Genomic DNA, 15,869 nt, shown 5'->3' with positions numbered 1-15,869 from the left:
CGCAGCCCCTGTCCTCTATTTCGGTTACTTGATCCTGCGGGCCTCCACGTAATAGCGCTTATCCTGGGCATGGCCCATGGAGAAGGTCTTCCGGGGCAGCACGCCGTCGGCCATCACGGTCTTGAACAGCTGATCCTTGCCCATGGCGGGGAGCTTAAAGCCGATGTTGCCGGGCTTGGAACCCAGCTCGTCGGTGACTTCGTCGCCGTGGATATAGTCCACCTCGCCGCCGTTGGCCTTGAGGTACTGGTCCAAAAAGCTCTGGAGCGTGCCAACAGCCAGCTGCACCTTGGGGTCGGGCACCGTGAGAGAGCCGCTGTGGCCTTCATAGGTGTAGGCAATGGTATGGCCCTCGCCCTGGCCCTCATAGGCGTTGGGATAGGCCTCCTTGAAGGCGGCGATGACCTTTTCCGCTTCTACGCCGAACACCACACGGTGGATGGGCTCAAACTGGAGGGCGTCGTCGTGGTTGTTGACCACTTCCACCAGCGCGTAGCGGGAGGGCAGCTCAGCCCACTGGCTCTCAGGCGTATTCTTCTTGGCCTCTTCATAGCAGGCCTTGGCGGTGGCTAAGGAGTGGTTGCCGTCGCCCACGGCAAACAGCAGCGGCGCGACGCCCTTCATGCCGTACTTCTTCTCCATGGCCTCGTCAGAGGCAAGGCCGGTCAGAGCGGCGGCCACAGCGTCGATCTGGGCGTCGGAAAGCTGGTAGCCCTTCAGGTGTCCGCCGCTTTCCATCAGCTCAAAGTCATAGACCTTCTCCATGCTGTCCGCGGCGGCGGTCAGCGGCTCGATGACGGTCTTATCCGGGTCGTCGATGAGCAGCATCACATGAGGCAGCTCAATGGGTGCGTCCTTGCGGACCCGGACGCGGGGCGGGATGCGCTCCAGCACGGTGCCTTCGGTGGCGCGGATCAAAGCGCCGGAACCGGGGGTGAAGTCGTACTGGTCCAGGTCCACCATACCGATGAGGCCGTGGCGGATCTTTCCGTCGGACTGGGAGCGCTCAATGTAAATCAGGGAGTCGGTCAGGGTTTTGAATACGTCCCGCTTCAGGTAGTCGGCCATGGCGGCGTTGATGTCGGCAATATGCTGGTCCACATTGGGGTCGTTCAATTTGGCCTCGGGCAGAATCAGGCGCAGCGTGGAGGGCGCGTCTCCCACAGTCTTCTCCACACGCTCCCAATACTCGGGCTGAGAGGTAAACTGGTCGCAGGCCACCACGGCCCACTTCTCCATCTCCGCGTTCTTGGGCAGCAGGATATCCGCGGGATAGAACCCCAGCTTCTCAAACTTTTCCTTCATTGCAACAGTCTCCTTTTCCTTATTTTCTGACCTTTTCATAACAATATCAACGCAGCGATCTACAGCTGCCTGCGTCCAAAAAGATACTCCAGCAGCTCACAGCCCGCGCTCACGCACCGGCCCGCCAGGCCGGCATTTTCATCGTAAACGCCGCCCCGGCCGCTGTCCACGCCGCTTTGGTAGAGCAGGAACGGCACAGGTCCTCCGGCGTGGCCCCGGGTGGCGGTCAGCGTTTTGTGGTCGCTGAGCAGCAGCATGCGGTAGTCCATGGACTCTCCGTCCAGCCGGTTCAGCAAGGGGGTCAGCAGCCGGGAATCCAGCCACTCGATGGCCTGGAGCTTCCCCTTCAGGTCCCCGTTGTGGGTGCATTCGTCCGGCGCCTCCACGTGGATGCAGACAAAATCCGCCTCCGTGTGGAGAAAATCATAGGCCGCCTGCATCTTTCCCTCAAAATTGGTGTCAAGCTCCCCCGTGGCGCCCTCCACCTCGATCTGCCGCAGGCCACGCAGAACGCCGATGCCGTGGCACAGCGGCACGGCGCTGATGACGCCGCCCCAGTGGCCGTAGGCCTCCTGAAAACCCGGCAGCTCCACCGCCGTTCCCTCCGCCCAGAACCAGATGCCGTTGGCGGGCAGCCTGCCCTCCCTGCGCCGCTCTTCGTTGAAGGGATGGCTGTCCAAAATCCGGTGAGCCAGCTCCTCTATCTCCAAAAGCATTTTGGCGTTTTGGTTCCCGGAGGGAAGCAGCGGCCCCGCCGCCTCACCAAGGTGGTCGTGGGGCGGGATCAGGCGGAGGCCCTTCACGTCCGCGCCATGCTGCACGGCGATCTGGCGAAAGGCCGGGAAGCGGTGAATCACCATGCCCGCCTTCTCTTCCAATTTGCGGAAGGCCGCATCGCCCTCCAAAATATCCATAACCCGGAGGGCGTCAGCGCCCTCGATGCTTCCCGCGCTGTGGGAGAGAATGCGCCGCTGCTCCAGCGCTCCCTCTCCGTCGCTCAGGGCGATGAGGTTGCAGCGGTACGCCACGTCGCCCGGACGCAGTTCAATGCCGGAGGCCGCGGCCTCCATGGGGGAGCGGCCGGTGAAATAGCGCAGGGGGTCGCATCCAAAAATTGACAGGATTGCAGTCTCGCTTCCAGCGGGCAGAGGCTCCGGGCAGTTGATCACATGACCCACCTGTCCCTGGGCCGCCAGACGGTCGATGGTGGGCTTTTTCGCTGTTTCCAGCGGCGTTTTTCCGCCTAACTCCGCCACCGGGTCGTCGGCCATGCCGTCTCCAATGACTAAAATATATTTCATGTGCTCTCCAATCCATGGATAGTATATTTTGATTGTCATTATACTATAGTCGGACGTTCCTTTTCAATGAATATTCCAAATATTTCACATGACAACCCCTGCATATTGCCAAGCGCGGACAGGATGTATAAATATTGTTGCCGCGGGTAAACTATCAAGGCACAATCTTCACTAAAAACGGAGGAATCAAAGATGGTCATCGATAAGATTGCCCTCATCCTGACGATTATCGGCGCCCTGAACTGGGGCAGCATCGGAATTTTCGGCTTTGATATTGTGGCGTTCCTGTGCGGCGGACAGATGGCGACCCTCAGCCGAATCATCTACGCACTGGTCGGCATCGCCGGACTCTGGTGCATCTCTCTCCTGTTCAGGGAGCACGAGGAAACCGGTCACGCACCTCACACTGCGTAAATCGGTTTCCAAGCAAAAGGACGGTCCCGCCGGGGCCGTCCTTTTTTCTTTTTTATCCATTCATTGGAGCGCGGCGGCCACGCGGCGCGCGAACTCCACGGCGTGACGCTCCTTTTCCCGGTCCATGAAAACACTGTCGTAGCCCATGTGGCGCTCCACCAGCATGCCAAGATAGCTGAGCCTTGAGTGCTTGCAGTAGCGCCGCAGCCCCTCATTGAGCAGATCGGCCCCCTTCTCCGGCGGGTAACCGCAGGTGGTGATCAAAGCGGCCTTCTTCCCTTCCCAGAGAGAAGGGCCCTTCTCCTCGCCATAGTACTTATTCATGCCGTATACCAGCCGGTCCAGCACGGCCTTCACAGGCGGCGTGCAGTACCAGGAGTAAACCGGCGTGGCCAGCACCAGAAGCCGGCAGGCAAGCACGGAGTCAAATACCCTCTGCATATCGTCCCGCTGGGCGCAGCCAAATTGCGTCCAGTCCCGCTGACAGGCCCGGCAGCCAAGGCAGGGTTTTAACTCCAGATCATAGAGCCAAAGGGTGCTGCACCGAATGCCAAGACGTTCCAACTCCCCGGCAAAGGGAGCTGTCAGGGCCTGGGTATTCCCGTTTTCCCGGGGACTTCCCATGAGGATGCAGCAATTCACCGTCTGACCTCTATCTTTCTGGCCAGAGTCTCCTCCGGCGTCACATAAACAGTCTGATACGTCTCGTACACCACCATGCCCGGCTGGGCTCCGGCAGGCTTTTTCACAAACTTCACCGGCGTATAGTCCACCGGAACATTCTGTCCGCCGCTTGCCTGGGAGAACCACGCGGCCAACATGGCGGCCTCCATCATGCTCTGCCGATCCGGCTCCTGGCCCTGGGTGCACAAGATCACATGGGAGCCGTGAATTTTTTGGGTGTGGAACCAGAGGTCCCGGCGGTCCGCCTCCTTCATGGTCAGAGCGTCGTTCTGGCGGTTGTTCCGTCCCACCAGAATGCGCATTCCCGCGGAGGAGCGAAACTCCCTGGGCCGGGAGGCCGGGCGCTTCATCTCCCTGCGCTCTCCGCTCTGGCGGCGGAGATACCCCGCCTGGCGCAGTTCGGAGCGGATCTCCATGAAATCCTGCTCACTCTCCGCCCGGCCGATCTCCTCCATCACGCTTTCAAGATAGCTCAGCTCTTCCCTGCCCTTTGTCAGCTGCTCCGTCAGATACCGTTCGGCGGTTTTCGTCTTGTTGTACCGCTTATAGTATTTGGCGGCGTTCTGCTGAGGCGTCAGCAGCGGGTCCAGTGGGATGGTGATGGGTCCGCAGGCCTCGTCATAAAAGTTTTCCGTGGAGAAGGAGGCCGCCCCCTTCTCCATCCGATAGAGGTTTGCGGTAATCAGATCGCCGCAGATGCGCAGCTGGTCCCGATCCTTTGTGGCCGCGTAGTCCTTTTCCTGCAGTGCGATCTTCCGGGCCACACGGTCCCGGGCCGTGGTGACGGTGCGGATGATGTCCTGTCCCCTCTGGCGCACCCGGTCCTGGCGTTCCCGGTCTGCAAAGAAGTCGTCCATCAGCTCCGAAAAGCTGCCGTACCAGACCTGCTCCACGTCGGTGCCATACTGCAGAATCTCCCGGTAGGAGAAGTCTACAAACTTTCCATCCCTTTTGATCGCAGTAGGTGTAAAGTGATTTTCCAGTACCGCATTTTGAAGCTGTTCAATCTCACTCCACAGCCGTCCGGCGCCGTCTCCGCCCAGCTCAAAGAGCCGCTCCGCGCCGCAGCGGCAGCTTATCTCCCGGGTCGTCAGCGGCGAGAGACCGAAAAAGCGCTCCAACAGCCACCCGTCCACCGTCTTCTCCGGATTGGCGCGGCCGAAAGCCTTCTGGAAGGATTCCTCCGTCGCCTCAGTCAGCGGCTCCTTGTCCTCGGGAGCCGGCGGCAGCCGGTAATAGAGCCCCGGCAGCACCTGGCGCAGCGGCGACATCTCCGCGTCCACCCGGCGCATGCAGTCGATGATCCGCCCCTCCCCGTCCAGGAGGACCAGATTGGACCGGCGGCCCATGGCCTCCAGCACAAGCTTGCGGATGCCCGGCTCACCCAACTCGGTGGTGACCTCGAGCGTCAGCTCCACCACCCGCTCCAGGCCGGGCTGGGCCAGGGCGATCAGTTTTCCGCCAGTCAGGTGTTTGCGCAGCAGCATGCAGAACATGGGCGGCTGGGCCGGGTTGTCCCGCAGCTGTGCGGTCAAGTGGATGCGCGGAGCGTTGGCTCCGGCGTTCAGCAGGAGCCGGTCCTTGCGCAGCAGCAGAATCACCTGGTCCCTTGCAGGCTGCTGCACCTTGTCGATCCGCGTCCCCACAATCCGGGGCCGCAGCTCCTCCACTACCGCGTGAAGGCAAAGGGCGTCCAATGGCATGGCTTACTCCTCCATCATCCATAGAAATAGCTGGTTGATCCGCTCCTGCCTGCCCTGCAGGTAGAGGTAGCCCAACAGCGCCTCCAGCGCGGTGGCCTCCGCGTACTGGCTGCGGCTGGCGTGCTGGGGGATGCTGTGCACCTGGGCATTGCGGCCCCGGCGGAACACCCCCTCCTCCTCCTCCGTCAGCCGGGGCAATATCCGCTCCGCCCGCTGCGCCTGGGCCGGCGCGCACACCAGTTCGATGGTGGCGCGGTGGAGTCCCTTTCCGGTTGCCTTGCCATGGGCGCACAGCCACGTCCGCACCAACAGCTCGTACACCGCGTCGCCCAAGTGGGCAAGGCCGACGCTGCTGATGGCCCGGATGTCGTCCGGGTGCAAGATCACGTGAAAATAATTATCCATAGTATCTCCTGTCTCGTGGATTCCTACGTATTTTATCACCCCAGCCAAGTTTTGTCATCCCCTCTTTATCTCTCCCCTTTTTCGACAGGATTCGGCAGTCCGGCTGTCTATAATCAAAGTATGAAAAGGACCGGACGCGCAAAAGCGCATCCGGTCAGTAAATCTCCTGTTCCAAGGCGGCGAACTCCTCTGTGTTGAAAAACTCCGGCAGTGTGATCTCCAGCCCATCGCACAGCTTCTTGATGGTCACAATTCCAGGATTCTGGCTTTCTCCATTGATAATGCTCTTGATTGTCCCCTGGGGAACCGCGGATAAATTCGCAAGCCCATTCGGTGTAAGGCCGCGTGCTTTGCAAAGCTGTAAAATTCGATTGGCAACTGCCTCGTGTGTGTTCATCTGCACACCTCCGTTGATGCTACCGAATTTCCTGTTCCAGCGCATCAAATTCAGGAGTTGAAAAGAATTCGCGCAACGTTCGTCCCAGGCCATCACAAATTTTCTTAATAGTCACAAGTTTGGGATTTTGACTTTTTCCATACAGGATATTTTTGATGCTGGACGGCGGCAGCCCGGAGAGATTGGCCAGGTGATTGATTGTAATATCACGCTCTCCACACAGTTCCAGTATTCTGTTTCGAACAACTGTTATGGTGCCCATTCCGCTTCCCCCCTCTATCAAATTTACTTTCCTTTAGCTTAAGAAATTTTGTTAGACAATATAGGCTACGCGTACTACTATTGGGCTATGCATAGACTAAGGAAGGATAAAATGAACTGTCAAACCAAAACCTGCTGCTTCACAGGCCACCGGGAAATTCCGCAGTCCCTGCGCCCGGCTCTGGCCCTGGAGCTGGAACAAACGCTGCGCAGGCTGATTGCCCAGGGAGTGGTCTACTACGGCGCCGGCGGGGCGCTGGGGTTCGACACATTAGCCGCCCAGACGGTTCTGCTCCTGCGCCGGGAGTTCTCCCAAATCCGCCTTATTCTGGTGCTCCCCTGCCCGGAGCAGACAAGGGGCTGGCGCAGTGAAGATGTGGCTGAGTATCAGCGCATTCTGTCTGACGCCGACAAAGCGGTCTATGTCTCCGACCACTATGACCAAGGCTGCATGCACCGCCGCAACCGCCACCTGGTGGATCACAGCGGCACATGCGTGGCCTACTGCACCAAATCCACCGGCGGCACTGCCTACACGGTACGCTACGCCCGGTCAAAAGGCCTTCCGGTCTTCTATTTGGGAGGCACAGCGCCCCTTTTATAATGAAAGCGCCGGGAGCATTGAACTCCCGGCGCTTTTTGTCGATTGTCAGAGCAGTGCCGCGGCAACCCACAGCACTCCAAGGAACAGCAGGTTGATCCCTGTAAACAGGGCCAGGTATCTTCCGGGCCGGGCGTTCTCCTGGGCGGCATACAGCTTATAGGAGATCACGCTGGCCATGGAGGCGATCAGCGTGCCAAGTCCCCCTATGTTCACGCCTAACAAAAGCGGCTCATAGTCCTCCGTAAACCTGGCCAGCAGCATTGCCGCAGGCACATTGCTGATGACCTGGCTCATCAGGATGCCGGCGGTCAGTTCCCGCCCTGCCAGCATGGCAGAAAGCCCCTGGCTGACGGCGGGGATGCTTTTGATGTTCCCAAAGTACAGTTTACAAGGGACTACACAGGGTAGGTATCTGACGGGAGGGGTGCCGCCAGTCAGATTTTCCATGTGATGTTCAAGCTGTCGCTTGTGGCGGCTATGGTGGTGATCATCAAATCCACCACACGCCGCTTGTCATCAAAAGATACATTCTCCCAGGTATCGAGGTAGCCGGAAATCTGGCTGACCTGTTCCGGGCTGATGGCCTCCACAGTCAACTCCGCTATCCTTGCCAGAAGTTCCTGCTTGCGCCCGTCCAGTTCCGCTATCTTCACATTCACATAGGAGAACAGGACATTGTTTGCCCCCGTCAGACTGTCCACCAGCTTTTCAATCTCGCTGTCTACATGGGCAAGTTCCACTTGCAGGGCGGTGATTTTCGGGTTTGCCTTTGCCGCTTTCTTTTTTCCTGTCAGCGTCTTGTAGCTTGCCAGCTTCTTTACCATCTGCTGATAAACAACCGCTTCCAGTTCCGAAGTGATGATTTTCCCACAGCCAGGACAGCTTTTATTGTCCAGCCGTTTCGTGCAGCGGAGATACTGTTTGCCGGAGGGATTGTAGATACTCATAAGAGCATACCCGCAATTCCCGCACTTGATTTTTCCTGCCAGCCATGTGTGGGTGGCTTTCCGGGCAGACTGGATTTTCATGTTGTTCATCAGCTTCTTGCGGCAGGTCAGCCAGGTGTCGGAGGGGACGATACCCTCATGGGGAGCCAGTACCAGCATTTGGTCTTTTAAGTCGTTTTTCTTGCTGGCCTTTACATCTCGCCCTTGATACAGATAGCAGCCGTTCATGCCCGTAAAATCGGCAACGTCATTGACAATGACTGTACCTTGACTTTTGAAAAATTCGTACACATCAAGGTCTGCCTGCACATAGACAGGATTGCGTAACATCTGCGCCAGCGTGGGGCGTATCAGCTCTTTGCCATGGAACAAAATCCCCTGTTCGGCAAAGTACCGGGTAATGTCCCCGTAGGAAGTTGTGGGCTGGGCGTACATCTCAAACATCAGCCGGATATTGGCCGCTTCCTCCGGGTTTACCACCAGCTTCTTTGTGTTGATACCGTCCATCTTGATAGGCTCCGTATGGAAGCCGTAAGGGGCTTTCCCGCCCATCTTAAAGCCCCGCTGACTGCGGGAGTAGTAAGCGTCCGTTACCCGCTTCTGTATCGTTTCCCGTTCAAGCTGGGCGAACACGATACAGATATTCAGCATGGCCCGTCCCATCGGCGTGGAGGTATCAAACTTTTCCGTAGAGGACACAAACTCCACATTGTACTGCTGGAACAGCTCCATCATGTTGGCAAAGTCCAGAATGGAACGGCTGATACGGTCGAGCTTGTAAACCACGACCTTTGCAATCAAGCCCCGCTTGATGTCCCGCACCAGTTCTTGAAACTTCGGACGGTCTGTGTTCTTGCCGCTGTACCCTTTGTCTGTGTATTCCTTGCAGTTACCGCCTTTCAACTCGTATTTGCAAAATTCAATCTGGCTTTCAATGGAAATGCTGTCCTTTTTGTCTACCGATTGTCTTGCATAGATTGCGTCTATCCGATTGTTCATATTGTCGCTCCTTTTCTTAAAAAAGAAACGGAGCTGCTGACAGTTCTATTATACCGCCAGCAGCCCCGCAAATCAATGATGGGTTTGGAAAACCTTATGTCCCGGCTTCCTCACTCTCCCGCTTGTCGGCGTACTTGCGGAACACCTCATAAAGCTGCTGTTCCAGTTCCCGGCGTTTGGCTGCTTCCTGTTCCGGCGTGAACACCGGGGAGAGATTTTCCAGTGTGATTTCCTTTCCCTGAAAAGTCACGATTTCGATTTCCTTTTTGTATCTGATATTACTTATAAGATCACCTTTCCTTTCCATGCTGCCGCTGTTGCCGTTTCAGTTCCGCTAAAATCTCCGGCGGGATACGGTCAACCAGCCGCCGCATATCGTCCAGTTCGCTTTTTAACTTCGCCCGTTCCATCGTGTCATTCATCTTGCCTTTTTCGCTGGCCTTTGCCCTGACTTCCAGCTTTTCATTTTCCGCTAACAAGTCATTGATTGTGACCTTGTATTTTTTCAGTTGCCCGGAGAAGTTCTCCATCTGCGGAAACCACTTTTTCAGCATGGAGAGGGCTTCCTCTTTCTTCTTTCCGGCGTTCAGCGGGGTAATGCCGGAGAGAACCGCTTCAATGGCCCTCGCCTGTTTGGAGAGGTTGACCGCCTGTTTGAACAGCCGGGTGGGGATATGCTTCCGGCCCGTCTTGCTGGCGCTTTCCCCACGCTCCAGGTCGGGGTACTGCTCCACCATACAGGCGTGAAAATCGTCCTGCCACTTCGTCAGATTGGCCCGGTTGCCGATAATTTCTTTGGCGCACAGGCGGTTGTCCTTTGTCAGCGGCACAAAGACCAAGTGCAGATGGGGCGTTTTTTCATCCATGTGTACCATAGCCGAAACGATGTTCTCCCGGCCCACCCGGTCAATGAGGAAGTCCGCCGCCCTCTGGAAGTAGGCCGCTATCTCCTTTGGGGACTTGCCCTTGAAAAACTCCGGGCTGGCGGTAATCAGCGTGTCCACAAACCGAGTGCTGTCCTTGCGGGTGCGGCATCTGGCCTGCTCGATGCGGCTCTGAATGAAATGGTAGTAGCGGCCATCCGGCTTGACGATGTGGAAATTGTACTTGCTCCGGCTGGTGTCAATGTCCGGGTTGCTGGCGTACTGCTCCTTTTTCCGTTCATGGTGGGCTTCCAGCGGCCCCGCCGGGTGGCCCTTGTGCTTCTCAAATCGCAAAATTGCGTGTTGTGCCATTGAACTCCTTTCCCCATTCCATTCCTTTCCGGCGGGTTTTCCCGCCGAAAATATCTCTGATAGGATTGGAATGGAATGAATGTAAATAGATGGTTTTAATCTCTGTATTTCTATATACCGTCAGATTTCCGTACTTCAAGAGGATTGATTTTCGTACTCGCCAAGTACGGTTTTCAGCCCTCCGGCGTACCATAACCGGATTTCTTGAAGTCGGTGTTTGGAACCGCTTCATAGGATTTCGGGTAAATGCGGTTGGGTTTTCCACAGCCCTGTTTCTGGATTTCCACCAGCCCCGCATACTGCAACTCCCGCAGGGTGTTGACCGCTTTCTGCCGCCCGCAGCGGAGCAAAGCGACCACCTCGCAGATGGGGTAGTACAGGTAGACCCGCCCGTACTCGTCCGCCCAGCCGTTCTTCCGGGACAACTCCGCCCGGCGCAGGACAAAGGCATACAGCACCTTCGCTTCGTTGCTCAAGGGCTGGAATGTGGGTGCTTCAAAAAGGAAATTGGGGAGCCGGGTGAAACTGAACGCCTTTTCCGGCTGGTGAATATAAATCGTGTTTGTCATAGCGTGTTTTGTGGACGGTTAGAGGCCCGTTTTCCGGGGCGAATGATAAATGATACCAGCCGCCCCGGTTGAGGGCTTGCGGAGCCTTGCAAATCAAGGCTTTTCCCGCTCTTAACTGTCCACAGCAGACCTCCTTTTCCGTTCACTTTCTGTTTTCTGCCGCCTGTGAACTCTGGCGGCGCAGTCCGGGCAGTATTTGCCCCGGTTGGACTTCGGGACGAACACACCGCCGCACTCCGCACAGCGTTTCAAGTCCCTGTCCCGGTAAATCTCCGCTTCCAGCGTCCTGTCCAGCGGCAAGACCGCCCAGCGGAACCACTTGCAGCAGACGGAGAACGAAATCATCTGCGGACAGGCGCAGGTGTCGCCATCGTCCAGCGCAAGGCAGTTTCCGTCCTCGCAGTTGCAGCACTCCCGGCGTATCAGGCCGCTGGCTCGTCTCTTCTGGGGCGGGGTTATGCGGTAGGGGGAGCCGTCCGGCCTGTGTTCCAGCGGCGGCAGGTGTTGATAGGGTCTTTTGCTCATGCGTCCCTCCGTTTTCTTTGGCGTGTTCTGTTTCCAAGGTGCTTGTCCATCGATGAACTATCCCAAGTCTACACCTTTTTGACCGCCTGTGCCGTATATCCAAGAGGTAGGAAATCAGCCTGAAAAACTCCCTATTTCCACGCTCTCGGATTTGTGATATAATCAAAAAAAGATAAAAGACAAATTCAGGTTTCTGGTCTTCTTGCACAAAATAAAGGAGGAGCTATTATGCAAATTGTTTATATTCCAAGCGAATCAATGTCTGTTCAAGGTAAAAAAGATGAAATCTATAAAAGATATGGGAAAGACTGGAATATTAGAGAACAGGGAGGAGGTAACGGAAATTGGTTGTTGACCAGAAAAAGTGATGTGCTTGTAGATGGAAAAAGTTATCGTACTTTTGTACTTGAACACTACGGTAAATCCAAGCTGACAGCGAAGCTTGTTGATAAATTTCGTGAAGATGTAGCAAATGGTAAAATAAAACTGTAAATGCCTATGCCGTTATGCTATGAGCATAGTACATAGCATAACGGCTTCTCTTTCGTTGAGCTAGCAAGGAGGGTGAATATGTCTTTATCCATACAAGAGCGATTAAAAGACCTACGTGTGGAGCGTGGCTTGACGCTGGGGCAGCTTGCGGAGCAGACCGGGCTTTCCAAGTCTGCGCTGGGCAGTTACGAAACGGAAGACTTCAAGGACATCAGCCACTATGCCCTTATCCGGCTGGCGAAGTTTTACGGTGTGACCGCTGATTATCTGCTGGGGCTGTCTGAAATGAAAAATCACCCAAACGCCGATCTTGCAGACCTGCGTTTGAGTGATGAAATGATTGACCTGCTGAAAAGCGGGAGGATAGACAATACCCTGCTGTGTGAGCTGGCGGCGCACCCGGATTTCCCCCGGCTGATGGCTGACCTTGAAATCTATGTGAACGGAACGGCACTGAAACAGGCGCAGGGTGCAAACGCCATAGTGGACACGATGAGCGCAACTGTTATAAAAAAGCATAATCCTGGCATGAGTGATACGCAGTTAAGACAGCTTATCACCGCCCATATTGATGAGGACGAGTTTTGCCGCTATGTGATACAACGGGACATAAACGGGATTGCCCTTGCTCTGCGGGAAACACACAAGGACGATTTTTTCAGCGTCCCAGAGGATAACCCGCTAAAAGAAATGCTGGAAACTGCTGGTGAAATCGTCAGCCAGGACAGCGACACGGAACAAGCGTACTTGGCGTTTATCTGCAAACGGCTCAAGCTGAATTTTAGGAAGCTGTCAGTAGAAGAACGGAAGTGGCTGAAAAAGATTGCGGAAAAATCCGACTTGCTGAAGAATCCAAAACCGCAGAGAGGACGAAGATAAAAAATGCCTGAACGGCGGTTCTGGTTTTTCAGAACCACCATCCAGGCATTTTGTTTAGTAATAGAAAAAGGTGCAGTTGATTATTGCGTATTGTCAATCTCTCTCAAACCGGGTAGTAAAAATACGGCAAGCGCAACGATGATAATGCCAATTCCGCAAATGACAAACCATTTCTCAACTCCCAGCCGCTCCGCCAGAGGCCCGGAAATGACAAGGCCAAACGGCATGGCGAGGGAAGCGGCGCTTGTCAGTAGAGAAAAAACTCTCCCCAGATATTCTGGTTTGACCGTTTCTTGAAAAATCGCATTTTGCACACCGTAAAATGGAGCGGAAATTCCCATAACAGTACAGCACACAACAAAGACAAGAAATGCGTCTGGCGGCAAAAGCCCGGAGAGCATATTGCTAACGCCCATCAGGAGAACGGAAAGACCGATGGTGTACCGCCGTTTCTTAAAACCGCCCCAAATGCTCAGAATGACTCCGCCAAGCAGCATACCAACCGCAAAAGCAATTTCAGCGGCAGAGGCATGGGCCGGTGTTCCTTTGAAGTATGACATACAGATGAGAGGAAAAAGCGTACTGATTGGCATATAAAAGAACATATAAATTACACCAATCCAGAGCAGAGCAAAGAGGCCCCTGTTTTGCTTTAATACCACATACCCCTCTTTCATATCCTGTAAAAACTGTTGTCTTTTCGTTTCTGGACATAGTTCAGGCGTTGGTATGGACGAAATCGCAACAGTCACACAGGCAAGGATTGCACCCACAATATCTAACAATATAATTGCATTAAGAGGCCAAACAGCATATAAAAACGCTGCGGCAGCTGGACTGATAATCGCACTTACTGCTTGCATGGTCTGCGTGTAACCAGCGCATTTTGTAAGTTCCTCTTTTGGCACAATCATAGGTGTTGCTGCGCTGAATGCTGGAGAATGAAAAGCAGTTCCCGCACTTCGGATTAACAGGACAACCATAATAGACCATACGGGCAATTCCATGTAAAACGCCACCAGCGCCAGAATACCGCCAGCGGCGGCAATTATCAAATCCGCACCAATCATTACGCTTTTACGGCTGTGCCGGTCAACAAAAGCACCTGCAAACGGGCCTAAACAGGCTTGCGGCAAAAATCCAATCAGTGTTGCCGCCGTCAATATGATTGCAGAATTAGTTTTCGCAACCAAATAAAAGATAATGGCCATTTGCAAAATACCGCTGCTAATAAAGGATATTGCTTGTCCGGCAAGAAGTGTAAAATAAGTTTTTCTCCATGAATTGTTGTTTTGGGTCATAATGCGAACCTCCTTTTTTATTGCATTGTTCCTTTGTTTCTGCAATAAAAAGCAGGCGTTGTCCCACAGAGAGGGCAGACGCCTGCATAACAACAAAGCACGAAAAAACACCACGATACAGTTCAAAGACTGCTCGTGTCAAACCTACGTGTTCCTTTGCATACGCACGCAAAAAAAGCCCACCATCATGTGGAAAGGTACTTCTACTTTTTATTGCTTATTAGCGTACACAAATTAACACACGTAAGCCTCCTTCCAATCTCAAACTGTCGCACAGTATAACACACATCCGATAGACTTGTCAACCATTTTTAACCTTGTTTTCCATCTTGTTTTTCCATCTCTTACGGGCAGTAGCAAAGCCAGGCGAGCCAGTCAACGGTCAAGATGAACGGCGCTTTCAGCGCCGCCGTTGACAGTCTCGCCCGTCTTTGCTAATGGGTAATCAAGGCGGGAAAGCCATTTTAGGGCTTTCCCGCCCATTTCAATTTTGGGAGAAGAAAGGCCCCAAAATGAACGAGTGCGGCCAAACACTTTTAGGGATTGGCCACCTTGTCCACCCATCCAGCGGGGCGGCGGGGAACGGTCAAGGCCGGGCGTCAGCCCATTCATTTCAGCCTTGACGGTTTCCTGCCGTCCTGCTACTTTTCCCGGAGTGTGGCCACACATCTGGTCACGGTGTCCAGAGCTTTGGGACTTTTTGTCCCATAGGCCGGGGGCGGAGGACGAGGGACGGGGGCTTTCATAATACGCCCTGTCTGCTGCTGAAATCAGCCCTTTGTTTCCGGCTTACCAGCCCCAAACAAAGCCCTGCTTTCCTGCCGCGTCAAATGCCCTTGCCCTCCCCGGCGGCAACGGTATTTTCAGGGCAACGCCGACAGAGCGTATAACACACTACACTTTGCTCCGCAAAGTCGTGTGCCAAATGGGGCGCTGCCCCCTTTGGAAACCCCCGCAACAAACAGGTGCTATGCACCCAGCCGGGAGCATAGCGCCGTTTGTTGTCAGCAGCCCGTTTCACGGTCTGCGTGTAGTTCCTTGTAAACTGACCTAATCAGCAGAAAAAAGAACACAAAGGTGAGCAGCAGGCTGTAATCCACACCGCGCAGAACAGAACGGTCCAAAAGAGCCGCGGTCAGCACTGCAATGGCAAGGACCAACCCATAGGGAAGCACACGGAGCACCGCCAGCAGGCACACGCAGAACAGCACGGCCCAGGGAAGCGCCTTTTTGGCACAGCCGGTCTTTTTCTCCGCCGGCGGTGAAATGGTCTCCGGCCTGATCCACAGAAGGGCCAGACACAACAGCAGCAGTGAGACGGCAGTGGGCATCGCCATGATGGACATAAACTGCCCCGCGGACAGGTTGAATCGACCATACAGGTAAAGATTCTGAGGATTTCCCAAAGGGGTAAGCATACTGCCAAGGTTGGCGGCCACTGTTTGGAGCACGATGACAAAGGCCATCAGCCGTTGCCGCTGCGCCAGCATTAAAATGGCAAGGGGGACAAAGGTAATCAGTGCCACGTCATTGGTCACCAGCATACTGGTAAAGAAGCAAACGCCGATCAATGCGGCGGACAGAGTGCGGGTGCTGCGCACTGCCTTCAGGAGATGGTCCATCAGGAAATCAAAGGCGCCTGTTTTCTTCAACCCTGCCACAGCCACCATCAGCGAGGCCAGCAGGCAGAGGACACGCAGGTCGAGATAGGAGAGATATGCCCGGGAGGGCGGCACAAAAAACGCGGAGAGCAGCGCCGCCGCACAGGAGGCGGCCAGCACCGGGTCCCGGCGAAGCCAGTTCAGAACCCGCCCTCTCCTGTTCTTTTGTACTTCCAAGCTTCCCACC

General features: G+C 55.1%; 20 protein-coding genes. 4 read left to right on the top strand and 16 right to left on the bottom strand.

All coding sequences use genetic code 11. From position 1 onward, the window contains the following. Nucleotides 1–24: 24 nt before the first annotated feature. Nucleotides 25–1,305, bottom strand: a complete 1,281-nt coding sequence (locus tag KQI82_RS09245) for a DUF1015 domain-containing protein (RefSeq protein WP_216632488.1) — start codon at nt 1,303–1,305, stop codon at nt 25–27. Nucleotides 1,306–1,364: 59 nt separating this feature from the next. Then, the gene (gene apgM, locus KQI82_RS09240) at nt 1,365–2,606 is read right to left on the bottom strand and encodes a 2,3-bisphosphoglycerate-independent phosphoglycerate mutase (protein WP_216632487.1); all 1,242 of its coding nucleotides are present in this window, start codon (nt 2,604–2,606) and stop codon (nt 1,365–1,367) included. 192 nt (nt 2,607–2,798) lie between these two features. Between apgM and KQI82_RS09235 the strand changes: the two genes are divergently transcribed. Continuing rightward, nucleotides 2,799–3,020 carry a DUF378 domain-containing protein gene (locus tag KQI82_RS09235; protein ID WP_216632486.1) on the top strand — a complete coding sequence of 74 codons (222 nt, stop codon included), beginning with the start codon at nt 2,799–2,801 and terminating at the stop codon, nt 3,018–3,020. A gap of 60 nt (nt 3,021–3,080) precedes the next feature. On the opposite strand, the gene KQI82_RS09230 is transcribed toward KQI82_RS09235, so the two are convergent. From KQI82_RS09230 to KQI82_RS09210, 5 genes are all read right to left on the bottom strand, one after another. Then, nucleotides 3,081–3,662 carry a flavodoxin family protein gene (locus KQI82_RS09230; protein WP_216632485.1) on the bottom strand — a complete coding sequence of 194 codons (582 nt, stop codon included), beginning with the start codon at nt 3,660–3,662 and terminating at the stop codon, nt 3,081–3,083. Next, entirely contained in the window at nt 3,659–5,407 is a 1,749-nt protein-coding gene (locus KQI82_RS09225) for an Rqc2 family fibronectin-binding protein (protein WP_216632484.1), read from the bottom strand. The genes KQI82_RS09230 and KQI82_RS09225 overlap by 4 nt, the downstream gene beginning before the upstream one ends. 3 nt (nt 5,408–5,410) lie before the next feature. Further along, a complete protein-coding gene (locus KQI82_RS09220; RefSeq protein ID WP_216632483.1) occupies nt 5,411–5,812 on the bottom strand; it encodes a Mini-ribonuclease 3 in 402 nt (133 codons plus the stop codon). 154 nt (nt 5,813–5,966) lie between these two features. Further along, a complete protein-coding gene (locus tag KQI82_RS09215) occupies nt 5,967–6,209 on the bottom strand; it encodes a helix-turn-helix domain-containing protein (protein ID WP_216632482.1) in 243 nt (80 codons plus the stop codon). Nucleotides 6,210–6,228: 19 nt separating this feature from the next. Beyond that, nucleotides 6,229–6,471 carry a helix-turn-helix transcriptional regulator gene (locus tag KQI82_RS09210; protein WP_216632481.1) on the bottom strand — a complete coding sequence of 81 codons (243 nt, stop codon included), beginning with the start codon at nt 6,469–6,471 and terminating at the stop codon, nt 6,229–6,231. A gap of 111 nt (nt 6,472–6,582) precedes the next feature. Here KQI82_RS09210 and KQI82_RS09205 point away from each other — a divergent pair, with 111 nt between their 5' ends. Next, on the top strand, nt 6,583–7,074 hold the full coding sequence (locus tag KQI82_RS09205; protein ID WP_216632480.1) for an SLOG family protein: 492 nt from the start codon (nt 6,583–6,585) through the stop codon (nt 7,072–7,074). Between the two features lie 45 nt (nt 7,075–7,119). Here the strand turns inward: KQI82_RS09205 and KQI82_RS09200 are convergent, their stop codons facing one another. The 6 genes from KQI82_RS09200 to KQI82_RS09175 all read right to left on the bottom strand — a co-directional run bounded on the left by KQI82_RS09200 (nt 7,120) and on the right by KQI82_RS09175 (nt 11,349). Continuing rightward, complete coding sequence (locus KQI82_RS09200; RefSeq protein ID WP_216632479.1) at nt 7,120–7,521, bottom strand: transporter permease; 402 nt, start codon at nt 7,519–7,521, stop codon at nt 7,120–7,122. Beyond that, the gene (locus KQI82_RS09195; RefSeq protein WP_002575864.1) at nt 7,509–9,020 is read right to left on the bottom strand and encodes a recombinase family protein; all 1,512 of its coding nucleotides are present in this window, start codon (nt 9,018–9,020) and stop codon (nt 7,509–7,511) included. The genes KQI82_RS09200 and KQI82_RS09195 overlap by 13 nt, the downstream gene beginning before the upstream one ends. A 94-nt stretch (nt 9,021–9,114) precedes the next feature. Further along, complete coding sequence (locus KQI82_RS09190; protein WP_321118048.1) at nt 9,115–9,306, bottom strand: hypothetical protein; 192 nt, start codon at nt 9,304–9,306, stop codon at nt 9,115–9,117. A 4-nt stretch (nt 9,307–9,310) separates the two neighbouring features. Then, nucleotides 9,311–10,255, bottom strand: a complete 945-nt coding sequence (mobV, locus tag KQI82_RS09185; RefSeq protein WP_002575862.1) for a MobV family relaxase — start codon at nt 10,253–10,255, stop codon at nt 9,311–9,313. Nucleotides 10,256–10,428: 173 nt separating this feature from the next. Beyond that, entirely contained in the window at nt 10,429–10,824 is a 396-nt protein-coding gene (locus KQI82_RS09180) for a replication initiator protein A (RefSeq protein ID WP_002575861.1), read from the bottom strand. Nucleotides 10,825–10,935: 111 nt separating this feature from the next. Further along, nucleotides 10,936–11,349, bottom strand: a complete 414-nt coding sequence (locus tag KQI82_RS09175) for a cysteine-rich VLP domain-containing protein (RefSeq protein WP_002575860.1) — start codon at nt 11,347–11,349, stop codon at nt 10,936–10,938. 228 nt (nt 11,350–11,577) lie between these two features. On the opposite strand from KQI82_RS09175, the gene KQI82_RS09170 reads away from it, so the two are divergent. Next, a complete protein-coding gene (locus tag KQI82_RS09170; protein ID WP_002575859.1) occupies nt 11,578–11,841 on the top strand; it encodes a hypothetical protein in 264 nt (87 codons plus the stop codon). Between the two features lie 78 nt (nt 11,842–11,919). Then, nucleotides 11,920–12,720 carry a helix-turn-helix domain-containing protein gene (locus KQI82_RS09165; protein WP_002575858.1) on the top strand — a complete coding sequence of 267 codons (801 nt, stop codon included), beginning with the start codon at nt 11,920–11,922 and terminating at the stop codon, nt 12,718–12,720. 80 nt (nt 12,721–12,800) lie between these two features. On the opposite strand, the gene KQI82_RS09160 is transcribed toward KQI82_RS09165, so the two are convergent. From KQI82_RS09160 to KQI82_RS09150, 3 genes are all read right to left on the bottom strand, one after another. After that, a complete protein-coding gene (locus tag KQI82_RS09160) occupies nt 12,801–14,021 on the bottom strand; it encodes an MFS transporter (protein WP_002584949.1) in 1,221 nt (406 codons plus the stop codon). A 375-nt stretch (nt 14,022–14,396) separates the two neighbouring features. Further along, complete coding sequence (locus KQI82_RS09155) at nt 14,397–14,633, bottom strand: hypothetical protein (protein WP_014080336.1); 237 nt, start codon at nt 14,631–14,633, stop codon at nt 14,397–14,399. Nucleotides 14,634–15,025: 392 nt separating this feature from the next. Continuing rightward, a complete protein-coding gene (locus tag KQI82_RS09150; protein WP_216632478.1) occupies nt 15,026–15,859 on the bottom strand; it encodes an SLC13 family permease in 834 nt (277 codons plus the stop codon). Nucleotides 15,860–15,869: the final 10 nt, after the last annotated feature.

The sequence above is a fragment of the Dysosmobacter acutus genome (genome assembly GCF_018919205.1).
Taxonomy (GTDB): Bacteria; Bacillota; Clostridia; order Oscillospirales; family Oscillospiraceae; genus Oscillibacter; species Oscillibacter acutus.
The sequence above is the reverse complement of the archived record's forward strand: the minus strand, read 5'-3'. Positions and strand labels throughout refer to the sequence as shown.